A 17,823-nucleotide genomic window follows, 5' to 3' on the forward strand; every position below is an offset into this window, starting at 1 on the left:
TAGTTTTGGCTACGCTTTCTTAAAATTTTTCCGCGATTTTTTTATCAGCCTCCAGTTGAGCACATAGTTCATCGATATTATTGAACTTAATCATATCACGGATATAATCCAGCCAAAAAACTTCAATTGTCTTTCCATAAATATCGCCTTCAAAATCAAAGATATTGGCTTCAAGACGGAGTTCTGTCCCCCCAAAGGTAACGTTTTTTCCTAGGCTAGTCATGGAACGATAACGTTTGCCATCAATTACAACATCGGCGACGTAGACACCATCAGCTGGTAGAAAAATCCTATCAATAGGTGCTAAATTTGCTGTTGGAAAACCAATGGTACGTCCACGGGCATCACCATGCACCACGATGCCACGTGTAGAGAATTCATGGCCAAGGAGTTTATTGGCTTCTTTAACCTTGCCTTCTCGTATTAATTGACGCACACGTGTTGACGAAATCTTTTCACCATCGCTTTGTTGCTCCTCAATGACATGAACCTTACCAGAAAAATTACGGGCTAGATAGTCCGCATCTGTTCGATGATGTCCAAATTTGTAATCAAAGCCCACAACAACTTCTTGGGCTTTTAGACGTTTAATATAACGAGCAATGAAATCGTCTGAACTTGTTCGAGCAAAATCACTATTGAAATCTGTTAAATAAAGCTGATCAGTGCCATAGGCTTCAAAAAGATCACAACGTCTCTGAGGTGCTGTGATATGAAGGAGGAGATCATCCGTATACCTTTGAAAAGTCAATTGAGGACTCTCATTAAAGGTAAGGACAGCTACTTCAAGCTGTTTTTCATCAGCAATCTGGCGCGCCTTATCAAAAAGGACCTTATGACCACGGTGAAGAGCATCGAAATACCCTAAGACAAGGACCGTTTCCTTGTCCTGATGGATATCTTTATAATCGTTAATAGAAGTTATTTTCATTGACTTAATACTTTTCTAGGTTTATAAACTTGATTTCGCTTTTCCATGATGGCTAGAACCTTGTCTCCTAAAAAGGCCGCAACTAAGGGTTCTTGGCTATCGATAGTAATAAAGCGACCAAATGAAATTTCTTTAGCATCATCCTCAGTGACTTGAACAGCTGGTAGGTCCTGAACACCAAATTCGATGGGAAGGAGGAAGGAAGTATCCCCCGCTTCTACCATTTCTGAAATTTGTGAGAGTGTTAGTGCCTTATCTAAGTTTAGACCAGCTGAGGCTGTTCGACGAAGAGCAGACATATGACTCGCGTATCCGAGTTTAGCACCCAAATCGACAGATAAAGTACGGACATAAGTCCCCTTGCTACAAGCAACACGGAAGGTGAATTTTGCGGTGTTGTTTTCCAATTCAATAGGAGAGGTACGGACAAATTCGGTAATTGTCACTTGACGTTGTGGACGCTCTACTTCTTCTCCAGCGCGGGCGTACTCATAAAGTTTCTTTCCGTTGACCTTAACCGCTGAATACATAGGAGGAATTTGTGTGATTTCTCCTACAAAACTAGCCATTGCCATATCGACGGTTTCTTCATCTAACTCTGTAACTGGAGTTGTTTGAACGACATCTCCACTAGCATCCTCGGTAGTTGTTGAAAATCCAATGGTAATTTCTCCCTCGTAGACCTTTCCTGCTTCAGTCATGTACTCAATAACACGAGTCGCTTTTCCAACCGCTATAGGTAGAACACCAGTAACATCTGGATCAAGAGTTCCGCCGTGCCCAATTTTTTTCTCATGTAATATTTTGCGTAGTTTAAAAACAGCATCATGACTGGTCATTCCAGCCTCTTTTTTTAGATTAATAATTCCTGAAATCATACTTTTAATTATATCAAAAGCAATCCTAAAGAGCTAGGTAGAAACATAAAGAGGCAGAGAGCAAAGTCTCAAACCTCTTAAGTATTATAGTCATAAGCAATCGCAGGTCTGCTAGCTTATTAATCGATATCTCTATTAAGGTCGCTTTCCAATTCAAAGAAAGGCTGAATATCCTGCACATATTCTAGGACACCCTGAAAGTCTCCCTTGTCATCTCTAACAGCTGCATAGGTAACATAAACGAATTTCCCTAAACGTTCAGATTTGAACCACATTGGAACTTGGTCACGCTCCCCACTCTTCAGTAATTCAAAGATTTTCTTGACCTTATCAAGCACTTTTGGCGGATGACAAAGTTCAACGTTTCGTCCAATTTGGCTAGGTGTTCGTTTAAATACCATTTCATTGGCAGGAACATTATCATTATAGTACTGGAAAATATCGTCTTTATTGACGAATGTGATTTCCAAAGGAAGATGGTTGAGAATGAGATTGGCCTGCTCCACAGAAAGATAACCATTCCCAAAAGGCTGAGTCGTTTCTCTATCTACGACAGTTTCAGTTTTTGGTTTTGGAGTGAAGCTGATGGTGAACTGCCCTTCGGGAGTGTCAATAATTCGGGTATTGTCCAGATGTTCGTCACTACTTAGTTCAGATTGTTCTTGCGATGTATCAGCATTTACCTCCTCAAAACGCTCACGCTTAGGTTTCCAGACAGCTGTAGGTTTTATAATTGCATAGCCATAGGCATCACTTTCTTCGGCAATCGAAAGCCAATCATCCTGCGTGAAGGTTTCAAGCAGAATCATAAGTAGGATAGCCTCTTCCTTGAAAATCATGGCTTCAAATTCTTCTGAGAAAGCTTCAAAGGACTTTGAAAATTCCTCTAAATCTCCTTTTGGGAGTTCTTGGAGTTTAGCCTCTGCATCTCGAAAGAGTTTTCGGATGTCATCGTCTACACCCCACATAACCTTTGGAGGAGAATCATGACCATAACGCTCCATTATTGGAAAGAAGAGCTTTTCTTTACGTGTGTAATGGTTATGAAATTGTCCCAATAAAGACATCTGATGTCTAAGCCCATTGAGTAGGTCAGATTTGAAATCTTCATTTTCAGGCTTACTAATGTTTTCGATGATACGTCGAATACGTAGGATAGCTGAACGTAGGGCTAAATTCTCTTGTTTAAACACATAGACAGGGTGGCCCTCTTGATCAGCGTCCGCCACTTCCACATCTGCAATAGCTCCTTTAAAGAGGTTAGCGTGGACATTACAAAGGCTCATAACATCTTCAAAGGTAACCCCATCTTCAGATGCCATAAGTTCATGCTCCATCATAGAGATTTCAAGGGCAGATACTCCCTTGAAGTGTTGATTGAAGCGCTCTTGAACACTCTCAGGACTGGCTCCCTGGTGTAAATCAAGGAGAATTTCTTTGAGTATTTGAATACGATTGTTTTCCATATTAGTCTCCGATGACATCATAACCATTGAATAGTAAGGTTTGCTTGATTTTATCTAGGGGAATATTAGCTAACTTGGAGCCAGCTTTTAGACTGGTTACCTTACCGACAGTATTTAGCATAGCTGGGTTAGACAAGGGCTTAAAACCAAGGTCAATCAGTAAATCCTTAACCTCTGGATGTTCTTTTATGATTGTTGCGACTGGTTGTGATAAATCTATGGTGTTGGTAGTCATAATGACCTCCTAATAACATATTTGCTACTACCATTATACACGAGAATAATGAAAAAAAACCAACAAATCCTAGTTTGCTGGCTTTTGGTTAATTTCCAAATAGAGCTTCTGTAACATTATGCTGGATATTTTTCCACTCTTGCTCTGCACGGACCATCTTACGATGGAAATCGGCACGACCACGTAAATAGGCGGCAATTTGGTAATCTTGTTTAACAATCGGTATTTCAGGAATTTTGATGTCCAAGAGGTCAGCTGTCGACAAATTTAGGACAGCCTTTCCCTTATCAGCATAGTCTAAATAGGCACGACCAATCTCTGTCTCAAGGAAAAACTTGATGTAGAAACCACGGAGTTTTTCCTTAGGTCGTAATACTGTGATATTTGATGAGGCGACAACTTCTCGCTTACCCTGATCTTCGAAAACAGCAACTTTTTGTACAGTTCCCTTAGAAGCAATAAGGACATCACCATCTTCTAAGAGAAATCGTAATAATTTCCGGCGTTCTTCAGAAAACGTCTTTAGGTCATCGTAGGCAATGCCGTTGGGTGTCATATCCGATAGATTAATGACAGAAAATTCGCCAGGTTCTGCCTTAGCAGGGACAGCTTTTCCTTTAAATTGATCGACAACATCGCCTAAACGAACAAGTTTGTCTGTATTAGCTTCGTAATCGATAATCAGTTGAGGTCTTTCTTTTTCAGACATTGAATCTCCTTTTTTATATTTTACTATCCATATTGAGTATTGCTATACAATAATAGCAAGAAGCTAATCCTTTTGCAAGTAAAAACTGTAAGAAAGGCAAAATAAAAAAGAGACCTGAGCCTCATTTTATAAGCTTTTAACCGCTGCTACTGCTGCTTCATAGTTTGGATCAGTATTGATATTGTCCAAATATTCGACATAAGTAATCTTATTGTCAGCATCTGCCACTATAACTGCACGCGCTAACAAGTGCCATTCTTCAATGAGGACACCATAATCTTTACCGAAACTATTATCATAGTAGTCAGAAAGCATGATGGCATTTTCAAGTCCTTCAGCACCACACCAACGAGCTTGTGCAAATGGTAGGTCCACTGAAATAGTAACAACTACTGTATCGTCTAATTCTGACAATTCCTTATTAAAGGTACGTGTTTGAGTTGAACAGATACCAGTATCGATTGATGGAACGATAGAGATAACTTTTTTCTTTCCATCGAATTCTGAAAGTGATTTTTTCGTCAAATCAGTTGTGGTCAAGTTAAAGTCACGCAAGGTATCTCCAACTTGAAGTTGTTTGTCTTCTGCTACTGTAACTGGTTTTCCAATAAATGTTGGCATGTTAGTCCTCCAATACTTTTTTAACCATTGTACTGTAAATATAGCGATAAGCCTAAGCATTTGTTTAGAATTTTTCAAACAGTAGTCTAATTTTTTCAGCAATAACTGCATTAATTGCAGGAATAACCTCATCCGCAAAGTTTTTTAGGTAGGGATAATCACCAATTTGCACTCCATATATAGCATTTTTGAAAAGAGAAATATCATTTTGATCATTTCCAAAAGCTACAAAGTCTTTACCAAAGTGGTTTAAAACAGTACTAGCCTTGGTAACTCCCTTAGGATTAATGTAAAGACATCTTTCAATATCATGATAACTAAGATCTAAACAATCCAGTTTGTTTAGATTAAAGATAAGGTCTTCACGTATATCTTCATGCTCTACAAATGGAATAACAACTTTGATAGGCTCATTAAGTTCATGAACAGGCAAAATCCTTGCTTTGTTTAATGGATCAACATTTGAAAGAAAAGGGATTTGCTCAGGATTTTGAATAGCATAATTAAAGGTATCATCAATAAAATAAGGGAGATTATAAGTATCACAGTAGCTAACAATCGTTCTTAGAGCAGGAGAAGGTATTGTGTATTGTGATACTAAGTGTTCATCTTGAAAGACTTCACCACCGTTTAAGCCAACTACTGTCAGCTTTCTCAATTCTCCTTCTAAAATACTAAGACAGTCTCTGTAAGAGCGTGCTGTTGCAAAAATAATTTCATGACCGTATTTTGGTGCAGTTAAAAGAACCTTTTGTAGGTCTTTTGACATAGTCATACCATCAAAACATAGGGTTCCATCCAAATCAAAAACAAATTTCATAGGGATAGTATAACAAAAAACCAGCTAAAGAGCTGGCTAAATCATTTTGTATTGAAATACTTAGATTTTATCAAGAGCTAGTTTTAAATCTTCAATCAAATCATCTGCGTTTTCCAAACCAACTGAGATACGAATTTGATTTGGAGTGACGCCACAAGCTAGTAAATCAGCTTCTGCCAATTGTTGGTGAGTTGTTGTTGCAGGGTGCACCACCAAAGATTTTGCGTCAGCAACGTTAGCTAAATCTGAGAAGATTTCAAGACTATCAATTACGGTACGCGCTTCGTCTTGTCCACCTTTAACATGGAAAGTGAAAATAGAGCCTGGTCCTTTAGGGAAGTATTTTTGTGACAAATCATAGTAAGGACTTGATGGTAATCCAGGATAGTTAACTTTTTCAACTTTTGGATGATTTTCCAAAAAGTCTACGATTTTTTTAGTATTTTCGACGTGGCGTTCGACACGAAGTGAAAGTGTTTCAAGTCCTTGCAAGAGCAAGAAAGCATTGAAAGGTGCCAAGGCAGCCCCTGTGTCACGCAAAAGTTGTGTACGAAGGGCAGTTACAAATGCTGCTGGACCAACATCACGCGTATAGCTGATATTGTGGTAAGATGGGTCCTCGTCAACCAATTGTGGGAATTTGCCTGAAGCTTCCCAGTCAAATTTACCAGAATCGACGATAAGACCTCCAATAGTTGTTCCATGTCCACCGATAAACTTAGTTGCAGAATGAACCACGATATCTACACCATGGGAGATAACATTGATGAGATATGGAGTTCCAAAAGTATTGTCAGCAACCAATGGAATCTTATGACTGTGAGCAATCTCAGCAATTTTTTCAAAATCAGGAATATTGATAAGCGGATTTCCCAAAGACTCAATCAAGACAAGCTTGGTATTATCTTTGATAGCAGCTTCAATTTCTTCAGGATTGTCAACATCTACAAAAGTTGTTGTGATACCATAGCGTGGAAGAGTTTCTTTTAAGAGATTGAATGTCCCACCATAGAGGGTTGTCGCGGCAACAACGTGATCACCAGCATGTGCCAAACCAAGGATAGCATAGGTGATAGCAGCCATACCTGATGCCGTAGCCAAGGCACCAACACCCCCTTCGAGGGCTGCAATACGTTCTTCAAGTACTGCTACTGTTGGATTGGTAATACGTGTGTAAATATTACCAGGCTTTCTAAGGGCAAAGAGATCTTCACCTTCTTGAGCGTCGTCAAAAACATATGAAGTGGTTTGGTAAATTGGAACAGCACGTGATTTTGTTTCCTTGTCAGGTGTTTGTCCAGCGTGTAATTGTAAGGTTTCAAATGAAAATTCTCGTGACATATGGGTGTCCTCCAAAACAAAAGTTGCCTTCATTCTACACCCAGAAAAGCTAGCTGTCTAATAGAAATTTTTTATCAATGTGATAGGGAGGGCTTATAAAAAGGACCTTTCGGTCCCTTTCTATTTCTTCACAATAGGTGCTACGCTTGCCAAGACTTTTTTAAGTCCAACTTCTGGGAATTTTATCTTAAGTTCCTGTGTCTTGCCACTTCCAGTTACTTCTAGGACGGTACCATCTCCCCATTTCTTGTGGTGAGCGATATCTCCGATTTCCCAATCAGTAGCTGAGTTGCCTGAGTCTGAAGCCTTACCAAAAGGTAGTCCCCCAGTGGCTTTTGAAAATGGCTGAGCACCAGTATGTCTTTGCGGCTGTGCATTTGCTTTTCTGGTCTGAAGCGCTTGTTGTAAACTCATGCCCTGACCAAATTGTATCGGCTCTTCCTTTGTAAAACGAACACCAAATGATGAATTGGCTGGACGTGCTAGACCTTGATATTGTAATAAATCATCTGAAATTTCACGTAAGAAACGGCTAGGACGATTATAGCTAGTCTTACCAAAAAGCGTACGCGTATTAGCGTTGGTAAGGAAGAGAATCTCTTCCGCCCGAGTGATACCTACGTAAGCCAAACGACGCTCTTCTTCGAGTTCATCTGGCTCTTCTGAGGCACGTGACAAAGGGAAAACTCCCTCTTCCATACCAATTAGGAAGACAACTGGGAATTCAAGTCCTTTGGCAGCATGGAGAGTCATCAAGGTTACCTCTGCTGCTTCCATATCACCATCGTCCGTATCAGCAATTAAAGCTAAATCGTTTAAGAAACGGCCTAAACGGTCAATACCTGTCTCGTCTTCCGTACCATCGGTGTTGGTTTCGTCAAAATTCTTAGTAACAGACATGAATTCTTCGATATTTTCAATGCGCGCTTGACTTTCAAGTGTTTGTTGCATCGAAAGAGCATCCAGATAACCAGACTTATCCAAAACAGCCTCTACAGCTTCAGTGATACTTAGTCCATCTAGCTGATCACGTAGGTTCAGAATCATGTTAGCAAAATCGTAAACGCCCTGAGCTGCTTTCCCCTTAATTGGAGACAACATAATATTAGCTGAAGCATCTAGGAGACTCATGTTTTGCTCATAGGCAAAGTTACGAATCTTTTCCAGTGTCCCAGGCCCAACTCCACGTTTAGGTTCATTAACGACACGTTCAAAGCTAATATTATCAGCAGGGTTGGCAATCAAGTTCAAGTAAGAAATGGCATCACGAATTTCTTTACGGCTATAGAACTTGGTTCCTCCAACCATGGTATAAGGAATATTAGACTTGAGTAAAGCTTCTTCAATGGTACGGGACTGAGCATTGGTACGGTAAAGTACAGCGAAATCCTTGAAGTTCTTACCTTCTTCACGAATAATGTTATCAATAGTTGAAGCAACAAAAACAGCTTCATCACGCTCGTCATTAGCACGGTAATAAACAATTTGTTCACCGTCATCATTTTGAGTCCAAAGTTTCTTAGGACGGCGGTTACGGTTGTTCTTGATAACTTCGTTGGCTGCTTGGAGAATTTTCTTGGTTGAACGGTAGTTTTCCTCCAGGAGGACAACCTTAGCTTCAGGATAGTCCTTCTCAAAATCAAGGATGTTCTGCATGTCAGCACCACGCCACCCGTAGATTGATTGGTCAGCATCACCCACGACACAGATATTCTTGAAGCGAGATGCTAAGAGTTTTACCAACTGATACTGAGCATGGTTGGTATCTTGATATTCATCCACGTGAATATACTGATAACGCTGCTGATAATAAGCGAGCACATCGGGATTTTTGTCAAAGAGTCGCAGAGTCATCATAATCAAATCGTCGAAATCCATGGCTTCACTACGACGAAGTTCTTCCTGATAGGCTTTGTAACATTTAGCAACGATTTGGGTGTACATGTCACCAGCTTGATGCTCATAAGCCACCTCATCCAAGAGGTCATTTTTTGCGTTGGAAATCGTCCCTAAGATGGCACGTTCATTCCACTTCTTAGGATCAAGATTAAGATTCTTGAGAATACGTTTCATCAAAGTACGTTGTTCACCAGGATCCACGATAGTAAAGTTCCGATTGTAGCCAATATGGTCCGCTTCACGACGAAGAATTCGCACGCACATACTATGGAAGGTCGCAATCAAGGTTTCTGAAGTTGCTGGATTTAAAGCCATAGCACGCTCACGCATCTCTCGAGCCGCCTTATTGGTAAAGGTAATGGCTAGGATATTCCAGGGATTGATCAATTTTTCGTCGATAAGGTAGGCAATGCGGTGGGTAAGTACACGTGTCTTACCTGATCCTGCACCTGCCATAATCAACAAAGGACCTTCAGTCGTTTGGACGGCTTCGGCCTGCTTTTCATTCATACCAGTTAATAATGGGTTCATCATATTCTCCATTCTCAAAAATAAGCTCTACTATTTTATCATTTTTTGGATGAAAATGCAGACTCTATTCATAATGAGTGTGAAATAACTTTAGCAAATAATCGTTTGTTTTTATTGGGAGGTTGTTTGCTTAAAATGATTGTTATTCCAAGCTTTTCTAGGTTTTGGTGAAAGGGATTCTTAAGTATAATATTCGGTTTTTTATAGTTTTGATGAAAATTAGTGTTGACACTGTTCGGTTTTTTCGATAAGATAGAACCACAATAAAATAAAAACCGAGTGATGTCATCAGGAAGACTGGTGATTGACGGACTTCTGGAGAGATCTTGAAGCAGCCTTAGCTGTAAACAAGACACCGAAGGGGCAAGGGGTAACAACCGAAACTCTCAGGTAAAAGGACAGAAAGCATCGCAAGTTTTTTACTTGTAGTAATAGCTTTGTATTCTCAGAGGTCTGGTTAAGCCAAACCTCTTTTTTGACGTCTCGGTTAAAGGAGATTGGTACATTCATGTTAGACTTTTTTACTTCCATTGATGATTTTGTCTGGGGTCCACCCCTTTTGGTCCTTCTTGTAGGAACTGGGATTTACCTTACGCTTCGTCTTGGTCTTTTGCAGGTTCTTCGTCTTCCTAAAGCTTTTAAACTTATCTTTGCTGAAGATAAAGGGGAAGGTGATATTTCTAGTTTTGCAGCCCTTGCGACAGCTCTTGCTGCAACTGTTGGTACAGGTAACATTGTTGGGGTAGCTACAGCCATCAAAACTGGTGGACCTGGTGCCCTTTTCTGGATGTGGATTGCAGCTTTCTTTGGTATGGCAACCAAATATTCCGAAGGTCTTTTGGCTATTAAATTCCGTACACTTGACGACCAAGGTAATGTTTCTGGTGGTCCAATGTATTACATCACACATGGTTTCTCTGGAAAATGGCAAATAATTGCTAAACCTTTGGCCTACTTCTTTGCCTTTGCAGGTGTCCTAGTTGCATGGTTGGGAATTGGTACTTTCTCCCAAGTTAACTCAATCACCGCCTCACTTCAAAACAGCTTTGACTGGTCACCAAAAATCGTAAGTATCCTACTTGCTCTTATAACTGCTGCCATCATTTTTGGTGGTATCCAATCTATCTCTAAAGTTTCTGAAAAGGTCGTACCATTTATGGCTGGACTTTATATCCTAGCAGCTCTTGTGGTTATCTTTACAAACTTTAATCAACTTTTACCAGTTCTTGAAATGGTCTTCCAATCTGCCTTTACTGGGAAAGCAGCCGTAGGTGGTTTTGCTGGTGCAACAGTCATGGTCGCTATGCGACTTGGTATTGCGCGTGGTGTCTTCTCAAATGAGTCAGGTCTTGGATCAGCTCCTATCGCTGCCGCTGCCGCTAAGACCGAAGAACCTGTTGAACAAGGTTTGATTTCGATGACAGGTACTTTCATTGATACGATTATCATCTGTACGCTTACAGGTCTTGCTATCCTTGTAACTGGTCAATGGTCAGGTAGCCTGGAAGGTGCCCCAATGACACAGGCAGCCTTCTCATCTGTTTTCGGAACTTTTGGTGAGATTGCCTTAACACTTTCTTTGGTTCTCTTTGCCTTTACAACAATCTTGGGTTGGTCTTACTACGGTGAACGTTGTTTCGAATTCATTTTCAAATCAACTAAATTCCTTCCAATCTACCGCCTCATTTTTGTGGTTATGGTTGCTCTTGGTGGTTACCTCACACTTGATGTTGTTTGGAAAATTGCAGATATCGTAAACGGTTTGATGGCATTGCCTAACTTGATTGCCCTCCTAGTCCTTTCACCAATCATCATTAAAGAAACCAAATCATACTTTGAACGCCACAAATAAAGAAAAGAGCTCAGGCTCTTTTTTCTTGGCTTTATCAGCATCAATCCTTGCGACTACCGCTCTTTTGCGTTACAATGAAATTAAATCATTTTAAAACTTATACAGAAAAAATCCAAAGGAATAACTATGTCAATTACCAAAGAATTTGATACGATTACTGCCATTTCAACGCCCTTAGGTGAAGGTGCTATCGGTATCGTTCGCTTATCTGGAACCGATGCTATTGCTATTGCTAATAAGGTTTTCAAAGGAAAAAATCTAGAATCAGTTACTTCACATACTATCAATTACGGCCATATTGTCGAAAATGAGGAAACCATTGATGAAGTCATGGTAAGTGTTATGCGTGCGCCAAAGACCTTTACGCGTGAGGATGTCGTGGAGATCAACACTCACGGTGGGGTTGCTGTGACTAATGAAATCCTCCAACTCCTTATTCGTTCTGGAGCTCGTATGGCTGAGCCTGGAGAATTTACCAAACGTGCCTTTTTGAATGGTCGTGTGGACTTGACTCAGGCTGAAGCTGTTATGGATTTGATTCGTGCTAAGACTGATAAGGCTATGGCCGTTGCCGTCTCTCAACTTGATGGGTCGCTCAAGGATCTCATTAACAACACTCGTCAAGAAATCCTTAACACCTTGGCTCAAGTCGAAGTGAATATTGATTACCCAGAATATGATGATGTTGAAGAAGTTACCACAGCTCTTGTCCGTGAAAAAACGCAGGAGTTCCAAGCACTTTTAGAAAATCTTCTTGCCACTGCTAAACGAGGAAAAATCCTACGAGAAGGCCTTTCAACGGCAATCATTGGTCGTCCAAATGTCGGAAAATCTAGTCTTCTTAACAATCTCCTACGCGAGGAGAAAGCTATCGTTACGGATATTGAAGGTACTACCCGTGATTTCATTGAAGAATACGTTAATATCAAGGGTGTTCCACTTAAGTTAATCGATACTGCTGGTATTCGAGACACAGATGATGTGGTTGAAAAGATTGGTGTTGAGCGTTCTAAGAAAGCTCTCGAAGAGGCTGACCTGGTTCTCCTTGTGCTTAATAGCTCCGAACCATTAACAGAGCAAGACCGTACATTACTAGAAATTAGTCAAAATAGCAATCGCATCATTCTTCTAAATAAGACAGACCTACCACAAGCAATCCAAATGGAAGAGCTTCCCGAAGATGTCATTCCAATTTCAGTCCTCAAGAATGAAAATATTGACAAAATCGAAGATTGCATCAATCAGCTCTTCTTTGATAATGCTGGCCTAGTGGAGAAAGATGCTACTTATCTCTCAAATGCCCGTCACATTTCACTCATTGAAAAAGCTCTCGAAAGTCTTGAAGCAGTCAATCAAGGTCTTGAATTAGGCATGCCTGTTGACCTCTTACAGGTTGATATGACACGCACCTGGGAAGTTTTAGGAGAAATTACTGGTGACGCCGCCCCAGATGAACTCATTACACAACTCTTTAGTCAGTTCTGTCTAGGAAAATAAACTTAACTAAATTTATGTAAAAAGGATGCTTAGTCATCTTTTTATTTTACATACATAAATACAGAAATAAAATTATGTAAACAAAAAACTACCAATACTATAAGACGATTAACTCATGCTTTTTAAGAAAGAAAATGCTATCATGGTATTATCCTATGATTTTGAAAGGTTAATCATGAGTCAAGCAGCTACTGATACTGATTTTAAACATTTGATAGATTTTGATGATAATCTGCTTCCTTTTCGACTGGAGGAAACTATGGTCGAAAATGGACGCCCTGATATTCTATTTCATTGGCATCCTGAGCTTGAGATTCAGTACGTTTATGAGGGGACAGCTCGATATCATATTGATTATGACTATTTTGACAGTCAGGCTGGAGATATTTTTTTGATATGTCCTAATGAGCTTCATTCGATTCATCCCATAGATAATCAGTCTCATCATACTGACACCCTTCATTTTCATTTGGATATGTTGGGACAGTCTCTGGTGGATCTGCTAAGTCTCCGTTATCTTCAGCCCTTACAGAATTCCAATTTTAAGTTTAAACAATGTCTAAGACCGTCAGACGAGGGTTATACGGAAATTAAGGCACTTCTTTTTGAGATTTTTAAGATGATTCGTCGGAAAGATCGTCACTATGAACTTCTTCTCAAGTCAAAACTAGAGGAATTAATCTATCTCTTCTACTTCTATCGCTTGGTAGAGCGAAAGACTTCTGATGATCATTATCGTAAGAATGAAAAAATTCGGGAAATTATTGATTACATTAACCAGCATTATGCCGAAAATCTCACTATTGATAAGTTGTCAGAGCTTATGGGGTATAGTAAGACTCACTTTATGACGATTTTTAAGCAACAAACTGGTACCTCTTGTACCGAATTTATCATTCAAGCAAGACTTAATGCTGCTTGTGAAGAGCTCCGTAATAGTGTTAAACCAGTTTTGGAAATTGCTACTGATGTTGGTTTTAACAATTTATCAAATTTCAACCGTCAATTTAAACACTATTACGACCAAACACCAAGTCAGTATCGAAAAACACATAGCAACAACAAGAAAACAAAAAAGAGTTAGGCAAATGGTTAACTCTTTTTTTATCTGCAAACTTCTTAGTATTTCTCTTTACCTTTGTATTTTCCACTAAGTCCAAAGAGAGTTAGCAACATACCAAGTCCGAGGAGTCCAGCGTGTGAGGCCTTGTCACCTGTTGTAGGAAGAACTTCAGTTTGAGCAGAAGCTTCTGCCACTTTTTCTGTTTCTTTAAGTGCTTCGTTTCTTGTTGAAACGAAGAATACTTTACCATTAGGTGTCGTTACTACTTTAGATACAACTGGTTTAGTTGTTTTAAGGTCTTCTGCAACGCTAGATGGCGTAACAGGACTCAATGGATTAAGTGTAGGGTCTTCTGCATTTTCCTTTTTGTTCAAGGTAGCAAAATCAGCACTTGAAATAGAAATGGTACGTGAGTTTGGATTGATAACTGCATACTTAGAAAGGTCTGCATGTGTCAAGTAATCCGCAAAGACGCTATCCATTGAAGGACCTTCTTCACGAGGACCACCAAGCATTGTGAAGCCATCACCACCAGCAGCCAAGAAATCATTCGTTACAAGGTAGTAAGTTTCATTAGTGTTGAGTGGTTTATAGGTACCAGTTTCTGGATCAAAAATGTCAATTGACAAGATACGTTTTTCTGCTGGAAGTGTTGTATCATAATAAACACGAGCTCCTGATACTTGAAGGAAACCGCCAGATGGTTCAAGAAGAGGTTGACCATTTTCATCTAGAACAGTTTTACCACTTTCGTCAACTTGGAGAATAGAACCAAGAGATTTGACAAACATATCATGGATATTTTGACCTGTCACTTGAATTTGAGCAACTGAGTTACCAAATGGAAGAACGGCAATGATATCACCTTTAGTGATTGGTTTGTCTTTGGCAATTGTTTCACGAAGACCACCACCGTTTGTTACGGCAAGGTTAGACTTGTGTGTGAAGGCTGATTGTCCGTAATCTAAGAGAGAATCAGCGACAACATTACCAAGGTTAGTTTCGCGAACACGAACATCCATACGGTCACCGCTAAGTTTAACTGGACTATTGTCGATAACTACTTTCGAAGAATCTGCCTTGTACTTAGCTTGGATGTCATCAATCATAGTTTTAACTGTTGGGTTAACTTGATAATTCTTCTTAGCTTCGTCGTGTGAAATCACGCCATGTGACAAGATACGGTCAGAATTATAAACGACGCGGCCGACATTGTTAAGGTAGCTACCAGTTTGGTTGTAAGTGACATTATCGCCGTATGTCGCTGTGTGAAGAGTGTGTGAGTGACCATCAAGGACAAGGACACGTTTTCCTTTCAAAGGGGCATAGTTTGAAAGAGCTTCTGCCAATGTTGATCCACGCCATTCAACTGGAGTTGTTGTATCTATACCCAAGTGACTAAGGACAATATAAGTCTTGTATTCCTTACCTTCAGCACGAGCATTTGATTCCACTTGGTCAACAACAGCTTTAACCTCAGTAATAGGATCGGTGAAAGAGACACCAGTGATATTACGTGGGTGTGTCTTAGTAGCTGTCTCAGGTGTAGTAACACCAATAACAACTACTTCATCTCCATCAACACCAGGTGTTTTGTCAACGATTGTAGATGGTTGGAAAAGACGTACGCCATCCACATATACGTTAGATGTGATGATTGGGAAATTGATTTGTTTGCTCAAACGACGCAATTGATCAAGACCAAAGTCGAACTCATGGTTACCCACTGTCATGGCATCAAAACCAACAGCATTCATGACGTTTGCCATGTCTTCACCCTTAGAGCTGTTTGAAATCGGAAGACCTTGGAATGAGTCCCCAGAGTCAAAGACAAGGGTTGTTCCTTTTGAACGAGAATCATTGACGATACCAGACAAAAGGGCATCACCAATAACTCCGTTACGATCATCTTCAACCATACGACCATGAACATCGTTGGTGTGAAGAACAGTTACAGTGTCGTTGCTGGCACTTGTGCTAGCATTTGTCACGACTTCTGTTGTAGGAGTTGCGGCTACAGTTGCTGTTTCACTGGCTGTGGCAACTGGTGTCTCACTTGTTTCAGCTGTTGAAGCAGTAACAACTGATGTTGAACTAACCACTGGAGCTGCAGACTCGCTTGCTGCAGTAGATGTCGCATTGGTAGTTGCCTCTGTTGCTACTACTTCAGTGCTTGGTGCTGTTACAGCTACATGAGTTTCTACCTCGTCAGCTTGAACAGCATTAGCCAAGATGGTAGTTGAGACAAGTAGTGTTGATAGTGTCGTTGCAACGACTGTTTTCTTCTTCATTCCAAAAGACCTTTCTGATTTTTAAATCGCTTTTATTATACCACATTTATAAGATTAGAATTAAATAAATTTCAATATTTTATTAGATATTCAAATAATTTTTTTAAAAATCAATAGCTAGCTAAACGTTTTTCAAGATAACCTTCAAGCAGTTCTAAAGTAAAGCTCAAAGTCCAGTAAATGAGGGCGATTAGGATATACATAGACATGTAGTCATACTCACGCCCACCGATAATCTTAGCATTTTGGAAAATGTCAGGCACTGTAATCATAGCAGCCAATGAGGAACTCTTAACCATATCAATAATAACATTACCAAGAGGAGCTACTGCTATACGCATAGCCTGAGGTAAGATAATCCGACGGATAATAGACTTCTGAGGAAGACCAAGAGAGCGAGCTGCTTCCCACTGCCCCTTATCTACGGCAACTATGGATGAACGGAAAATCTCTGCCATATAAGCGGCACTAACACAGGAGAAGCCAATAAAGGCACAAAGAAGAGCAGGTAGCTGAACTCCAACATAAGGCAAACCAAAGTAAAGAATGAAGAGCACGACCAACATAGGAACCCCACGCATGATGGAAATATAAATGCGGGCTGGATACTTTAACCAAGGCTTTTGAGACATTCGCATAAAGGCAAGGATGATAGCAAAAACATTCCCAACCATAAAGCTTAAAAGCGAGATTCCTAAGGTATAAGGTAGACCTGATAGGACATAAGGAATGCTTTTTAGAATCAGTGAAAAATCAATAATCATAAGTCTAACTTTCTAAACATTTCTTTAGCAAATAAGCGATCCAATTGGATCGCTTATATTATTCAACATCAGAGATATCAATCTCAGTATAGTCAACTTTTGTTTTCTTTGTAACGTCTTGACCAGCAAAGAATTTCTCTGAAATCTTGGTAAGGGTACCATCTTTCTTCATGTCTTTGATGGCTTTGTTGACCTTTTCTTGAAGGGTTTTATTCTTCAATGAGAAGGTAAAGCTTGTTGAGTAAGGGTTACTGTAGATACCGTCGTTGATCTTAACTGGGTACTTGTCTTTGATAGCGGCTACTGCCATCTTTTGCAAATAGTAATCGTTGACGATAACGTCTGTACGCCCATTTACCAAGTCTTGCATGTAAACGTCATTGGTAACATTATCATATACGACGAGTTCAGCACCCATTTTTTTGGCAATCTTCATGTACTTTGTACTTGCAGCACCGGCGGCCTTTTTGCCTTTGAGGTCCTTCCATGAAGAAATTCCTGAGTTATCTGATTCACGAACTACCATTGAAGTAAATGAATACTTGTATGGTTCAGAACGCAAGAATTTTTTAACATTCTTGTTGTCGTCTTCGAGTGAGTAGTTAGCGATATCGACTTGCCCACTATTTACAGCAGTAAGCATGCCATCTACACCCATCTCAGTGAATTCAATTTTCAACTTAAGACGTTTTCCAACTTCTTTGAGAATCTCAACGTCATAACCAGTCAAATTATTCTTATCATCGTGATAGGTTTGTGGGTAAAGTGTTCCAGCAGTCGCAACCTTGATGCTACCACGTTTCTCAATCTTTTCCCAGTTCTTCTCACCTGTACTTTGTGACGAGCAGGCAACCAAAAAGACCGCAGCCAAGATTAGGCTGAAAACGGCGAAAAATCTCTTTTTCATCTATGTGTGTCTCCTTAA

Annotated in this window: 15 protein-coding genes and 1 riboswitch; of the genes, 3 read left to right on the forward strand and 12 right to left on the reverse strand. The window is 39.9% G+C overall.

Annotation, left to right across the window (positions count from 1 at the left end; genetic code table 11):
- Window positions 1–19: 19 nt before the first annotated feature.
- The 9 genes from AX663_RS09130 to pcrA all read right to left on the reverse strand — a co-directional run bounded on the left by AX663_RS09130 (window position 20) and on the right by pcrA (window position 9,431).
- On the reverse strand, window positions 20–931 hold the full coding sequence (locus AX663_RS09130) for a bifunctional riboflavin kinase/FAD synthetase (protein ID WP_060973283.1): 912 nt from the start codon (window positions 929–931) through the stop codon (window positions 20–22).
- Window positions 928–1,809 carry a tRNA pseudouridine(55) synthase TruB gene (gene truB, locus AX663_RS09135; RefSeq protein WP_060973284.1) on the reverse strand — a complete coding sequence of 294 codons (882 nt, stop codon included), beginning with the start codon at window positions 1,807–1,809 and terminating at the stop codon, window positions 928–930. The genes AX663_RS09130 and truB overlap by 4 nt, the downstream gene beginning before the upstream one ends.
- A gap of 119 nt (window positions 1,810–1,928) precedes the next feature.
- Window positions 1,929–3,275, reverse strand: a complete 1,347-nt coding sequence (locus AX663_RS09140; protein WP_060973285.1) for a DUF438 domain-containing protein — start codon at window positions 3,273–3,275, stop codon at window positions 1,929–1,931.
- A 1-nt stretch (window position 3,276) separates the two neighbouring features.
- Window positions 3,277–3,510 (reverse strand): DUF1858 domain-containing protein, encoded by a 234-nt coding sequence (locus AX663_RS09145; RefSeq protein ID WP_004182516.1) that lies wholly within the window; start codon window positions 3,508–3,510, stop codon window positions 3,277–3,279.
- An 88-nt stretch (window positions 3,511–3,598) separates the two neighbouring features.
- Window positions 3,599–4,219, reverse strand: coding sequence for a restriction endonuclease subunit S (locus AX663_RS09150; RefSeq protein ID WP_060973286.1), 621 nt, complete (start codon window positions 4,217–4,219; stop codon window positions 3,599–3,601).
- A 126-nt stretch (window positions 4,220–4,345) separates the two neighbouring features.
- Window positions 4,346–4,840: a thiol peroxidase gene (gene tpx / locus AX663_RS09155; RefSeq protein WP_060973287.1), complete on the reverse strand. Its 495-nt coding sequence runs from the start codon at window positions 4,838–4,840 to the stop codon at window positions 4,346–4,348.
- A 64-nt stretch (window positions 4,841–4,904) separates the two neighbouring features.
- On the reverse strand, window positions 4,905–5,660 hold the full coding sequence (locus AX663_RS09160; RefSeq protein WP_060973288.1) for an HAD hydrolase family protein: 756 nt from the start codon (window positions 5,658–5,660) through the stop codon (window positions 4,905–4,907).
- A gap of 60 nt (window positions 5,661–5,720) precedes the next feature.
- Window positions 5,721–7,001 (reverse strand): O-acetylhomoserine aminocarboxypropyltransferase/cysteine synthase family protein, encoded by a 1,281-nt coding sequence (locus AX663_RS09165; protein WP_037611586.1) that lies wholly within the window; start codon window positions 6,999–7,001, stop codon window positions 5,721–5,723.
- A gap of 120 nt (window positions 7,002–7,121) precedes the next feature.
- Window positions 7,122–9,431: a DNA helicase PcrA gene (gene pcrA / locus AX663_RS09170; protein WP_060973289.1), complete on the reverse strand. Its 2,310-nt coding sequence runs from the start codon at window positions 9,429–9,431 to the stop codon at window positions 7,122–7,124.
- 305 nt (window positions 9,432–9,736) lie between these two features.
- A riboswitch (glycine riboswitch) is annotated at window positions 9,737–9,843 on the forward strand.
- Window positions 9,844–9,939: 96 nt separating this feature from the next.
- On the opposite strand from pcrA, the gene AX663_RS09175 reads away from it, so the two are divergent.
- The 3 genes from AX663_RS09175 (at window position 9,940) to AX663_RS09185 (ending at window position 13,864) form a co-directional block, all read left to right on the forward strand.
- Window positions 9,940–11,283: an alanine/glycine:cation symporter family protein gene (locus tag AX663_RS09175; protein ID WP_060973290.1), complete on the forward strand. Its 1,344-nt coding sequence runs from the start codon at window positions 9,940–9,942 to the stop codon at window positions 11,281–11,283.
- Window positions 11,284–11,409: 126 nt separating this feature from the next.
- Entirely contained in the window at window positions 11,410–12,780 is a 1,371-nt protein-coding gene (gene mnmE / locus AX663_RS09180) for a tRNA uridine-5-carboxymethylaminomethyl(34) synthesis GTPase MnmE (RefSeq protein ID WP_060973291.1), read from the forward strand.
- 142 nt (window positions 12,781–12,922) lie between these two features.
- Complete coding sequence (locus tag AX663_RS09185; RefSeq protein WP_082759667.1) at window positions 12,923–13,864, forward strand: AraC family transcriptional regulator; 942 nt, start codon at window positions 12,923–12,925, stop codon at window positions 13,862–13,864.
- A gap of 35 nt (window positions 13,865–13,899) precedes the next feature.
- Here the strand turns inward: AX663_RS09185 and nt5e are convergent, their stop codons facing one another.
- The 3 genes from nt5e to AX663_RS09200 form a co-directional block, all read right to left on the reverse strand.
- A complete protein-coding gene (gene nt5e / locus AX663_RS09190) occupies window positions 13,900–16,134 on the reverse strand; it encodes a cell surface ecto-5'-nucleotidase Nt5e (RefSeq protein ID WP_060973292.1) in 2,235 nt (744 codons plus the stop codon).
- A gap of 110 nt (window positions 16,135–16,244) precedes the next feature.
- Window positions 16,245–16,898, reverse strand: coding sequence for an amino acid ABC transporter permease (locus tag AX663_RS09195; RefSeq protein WP_037599859.1), 654 nt, complete (start codon window positions 16,896–16,898; stop codon window positions 16,245–16,247).
- 58 nt (window positions 16,899–16,956) lie between these two features.
- On the reverse strand, window positions 16,957–17,805 hold the full coding sequence (locus AX663_RS09200) for a transporter substrate-binding domain-containing protein (protein ID WP_022496381.1): 849 nt from the start codon (window positions 17,803–17,805) through the stop codon (window positions 16,957–16,959).
- Between the last annotated feature and the right edge of the window lie 18 nt (window positions 17,806–17,823).

Origin of the sequence: Streptococcus sp. CCH8-H5, from assembly GCF_001556505.1 — a bacterium.
Classification (GTDB): Bacteria; Bacillota; Bacilli; order Lactobacillales; family Streptococcaceae; genus Streptococcus.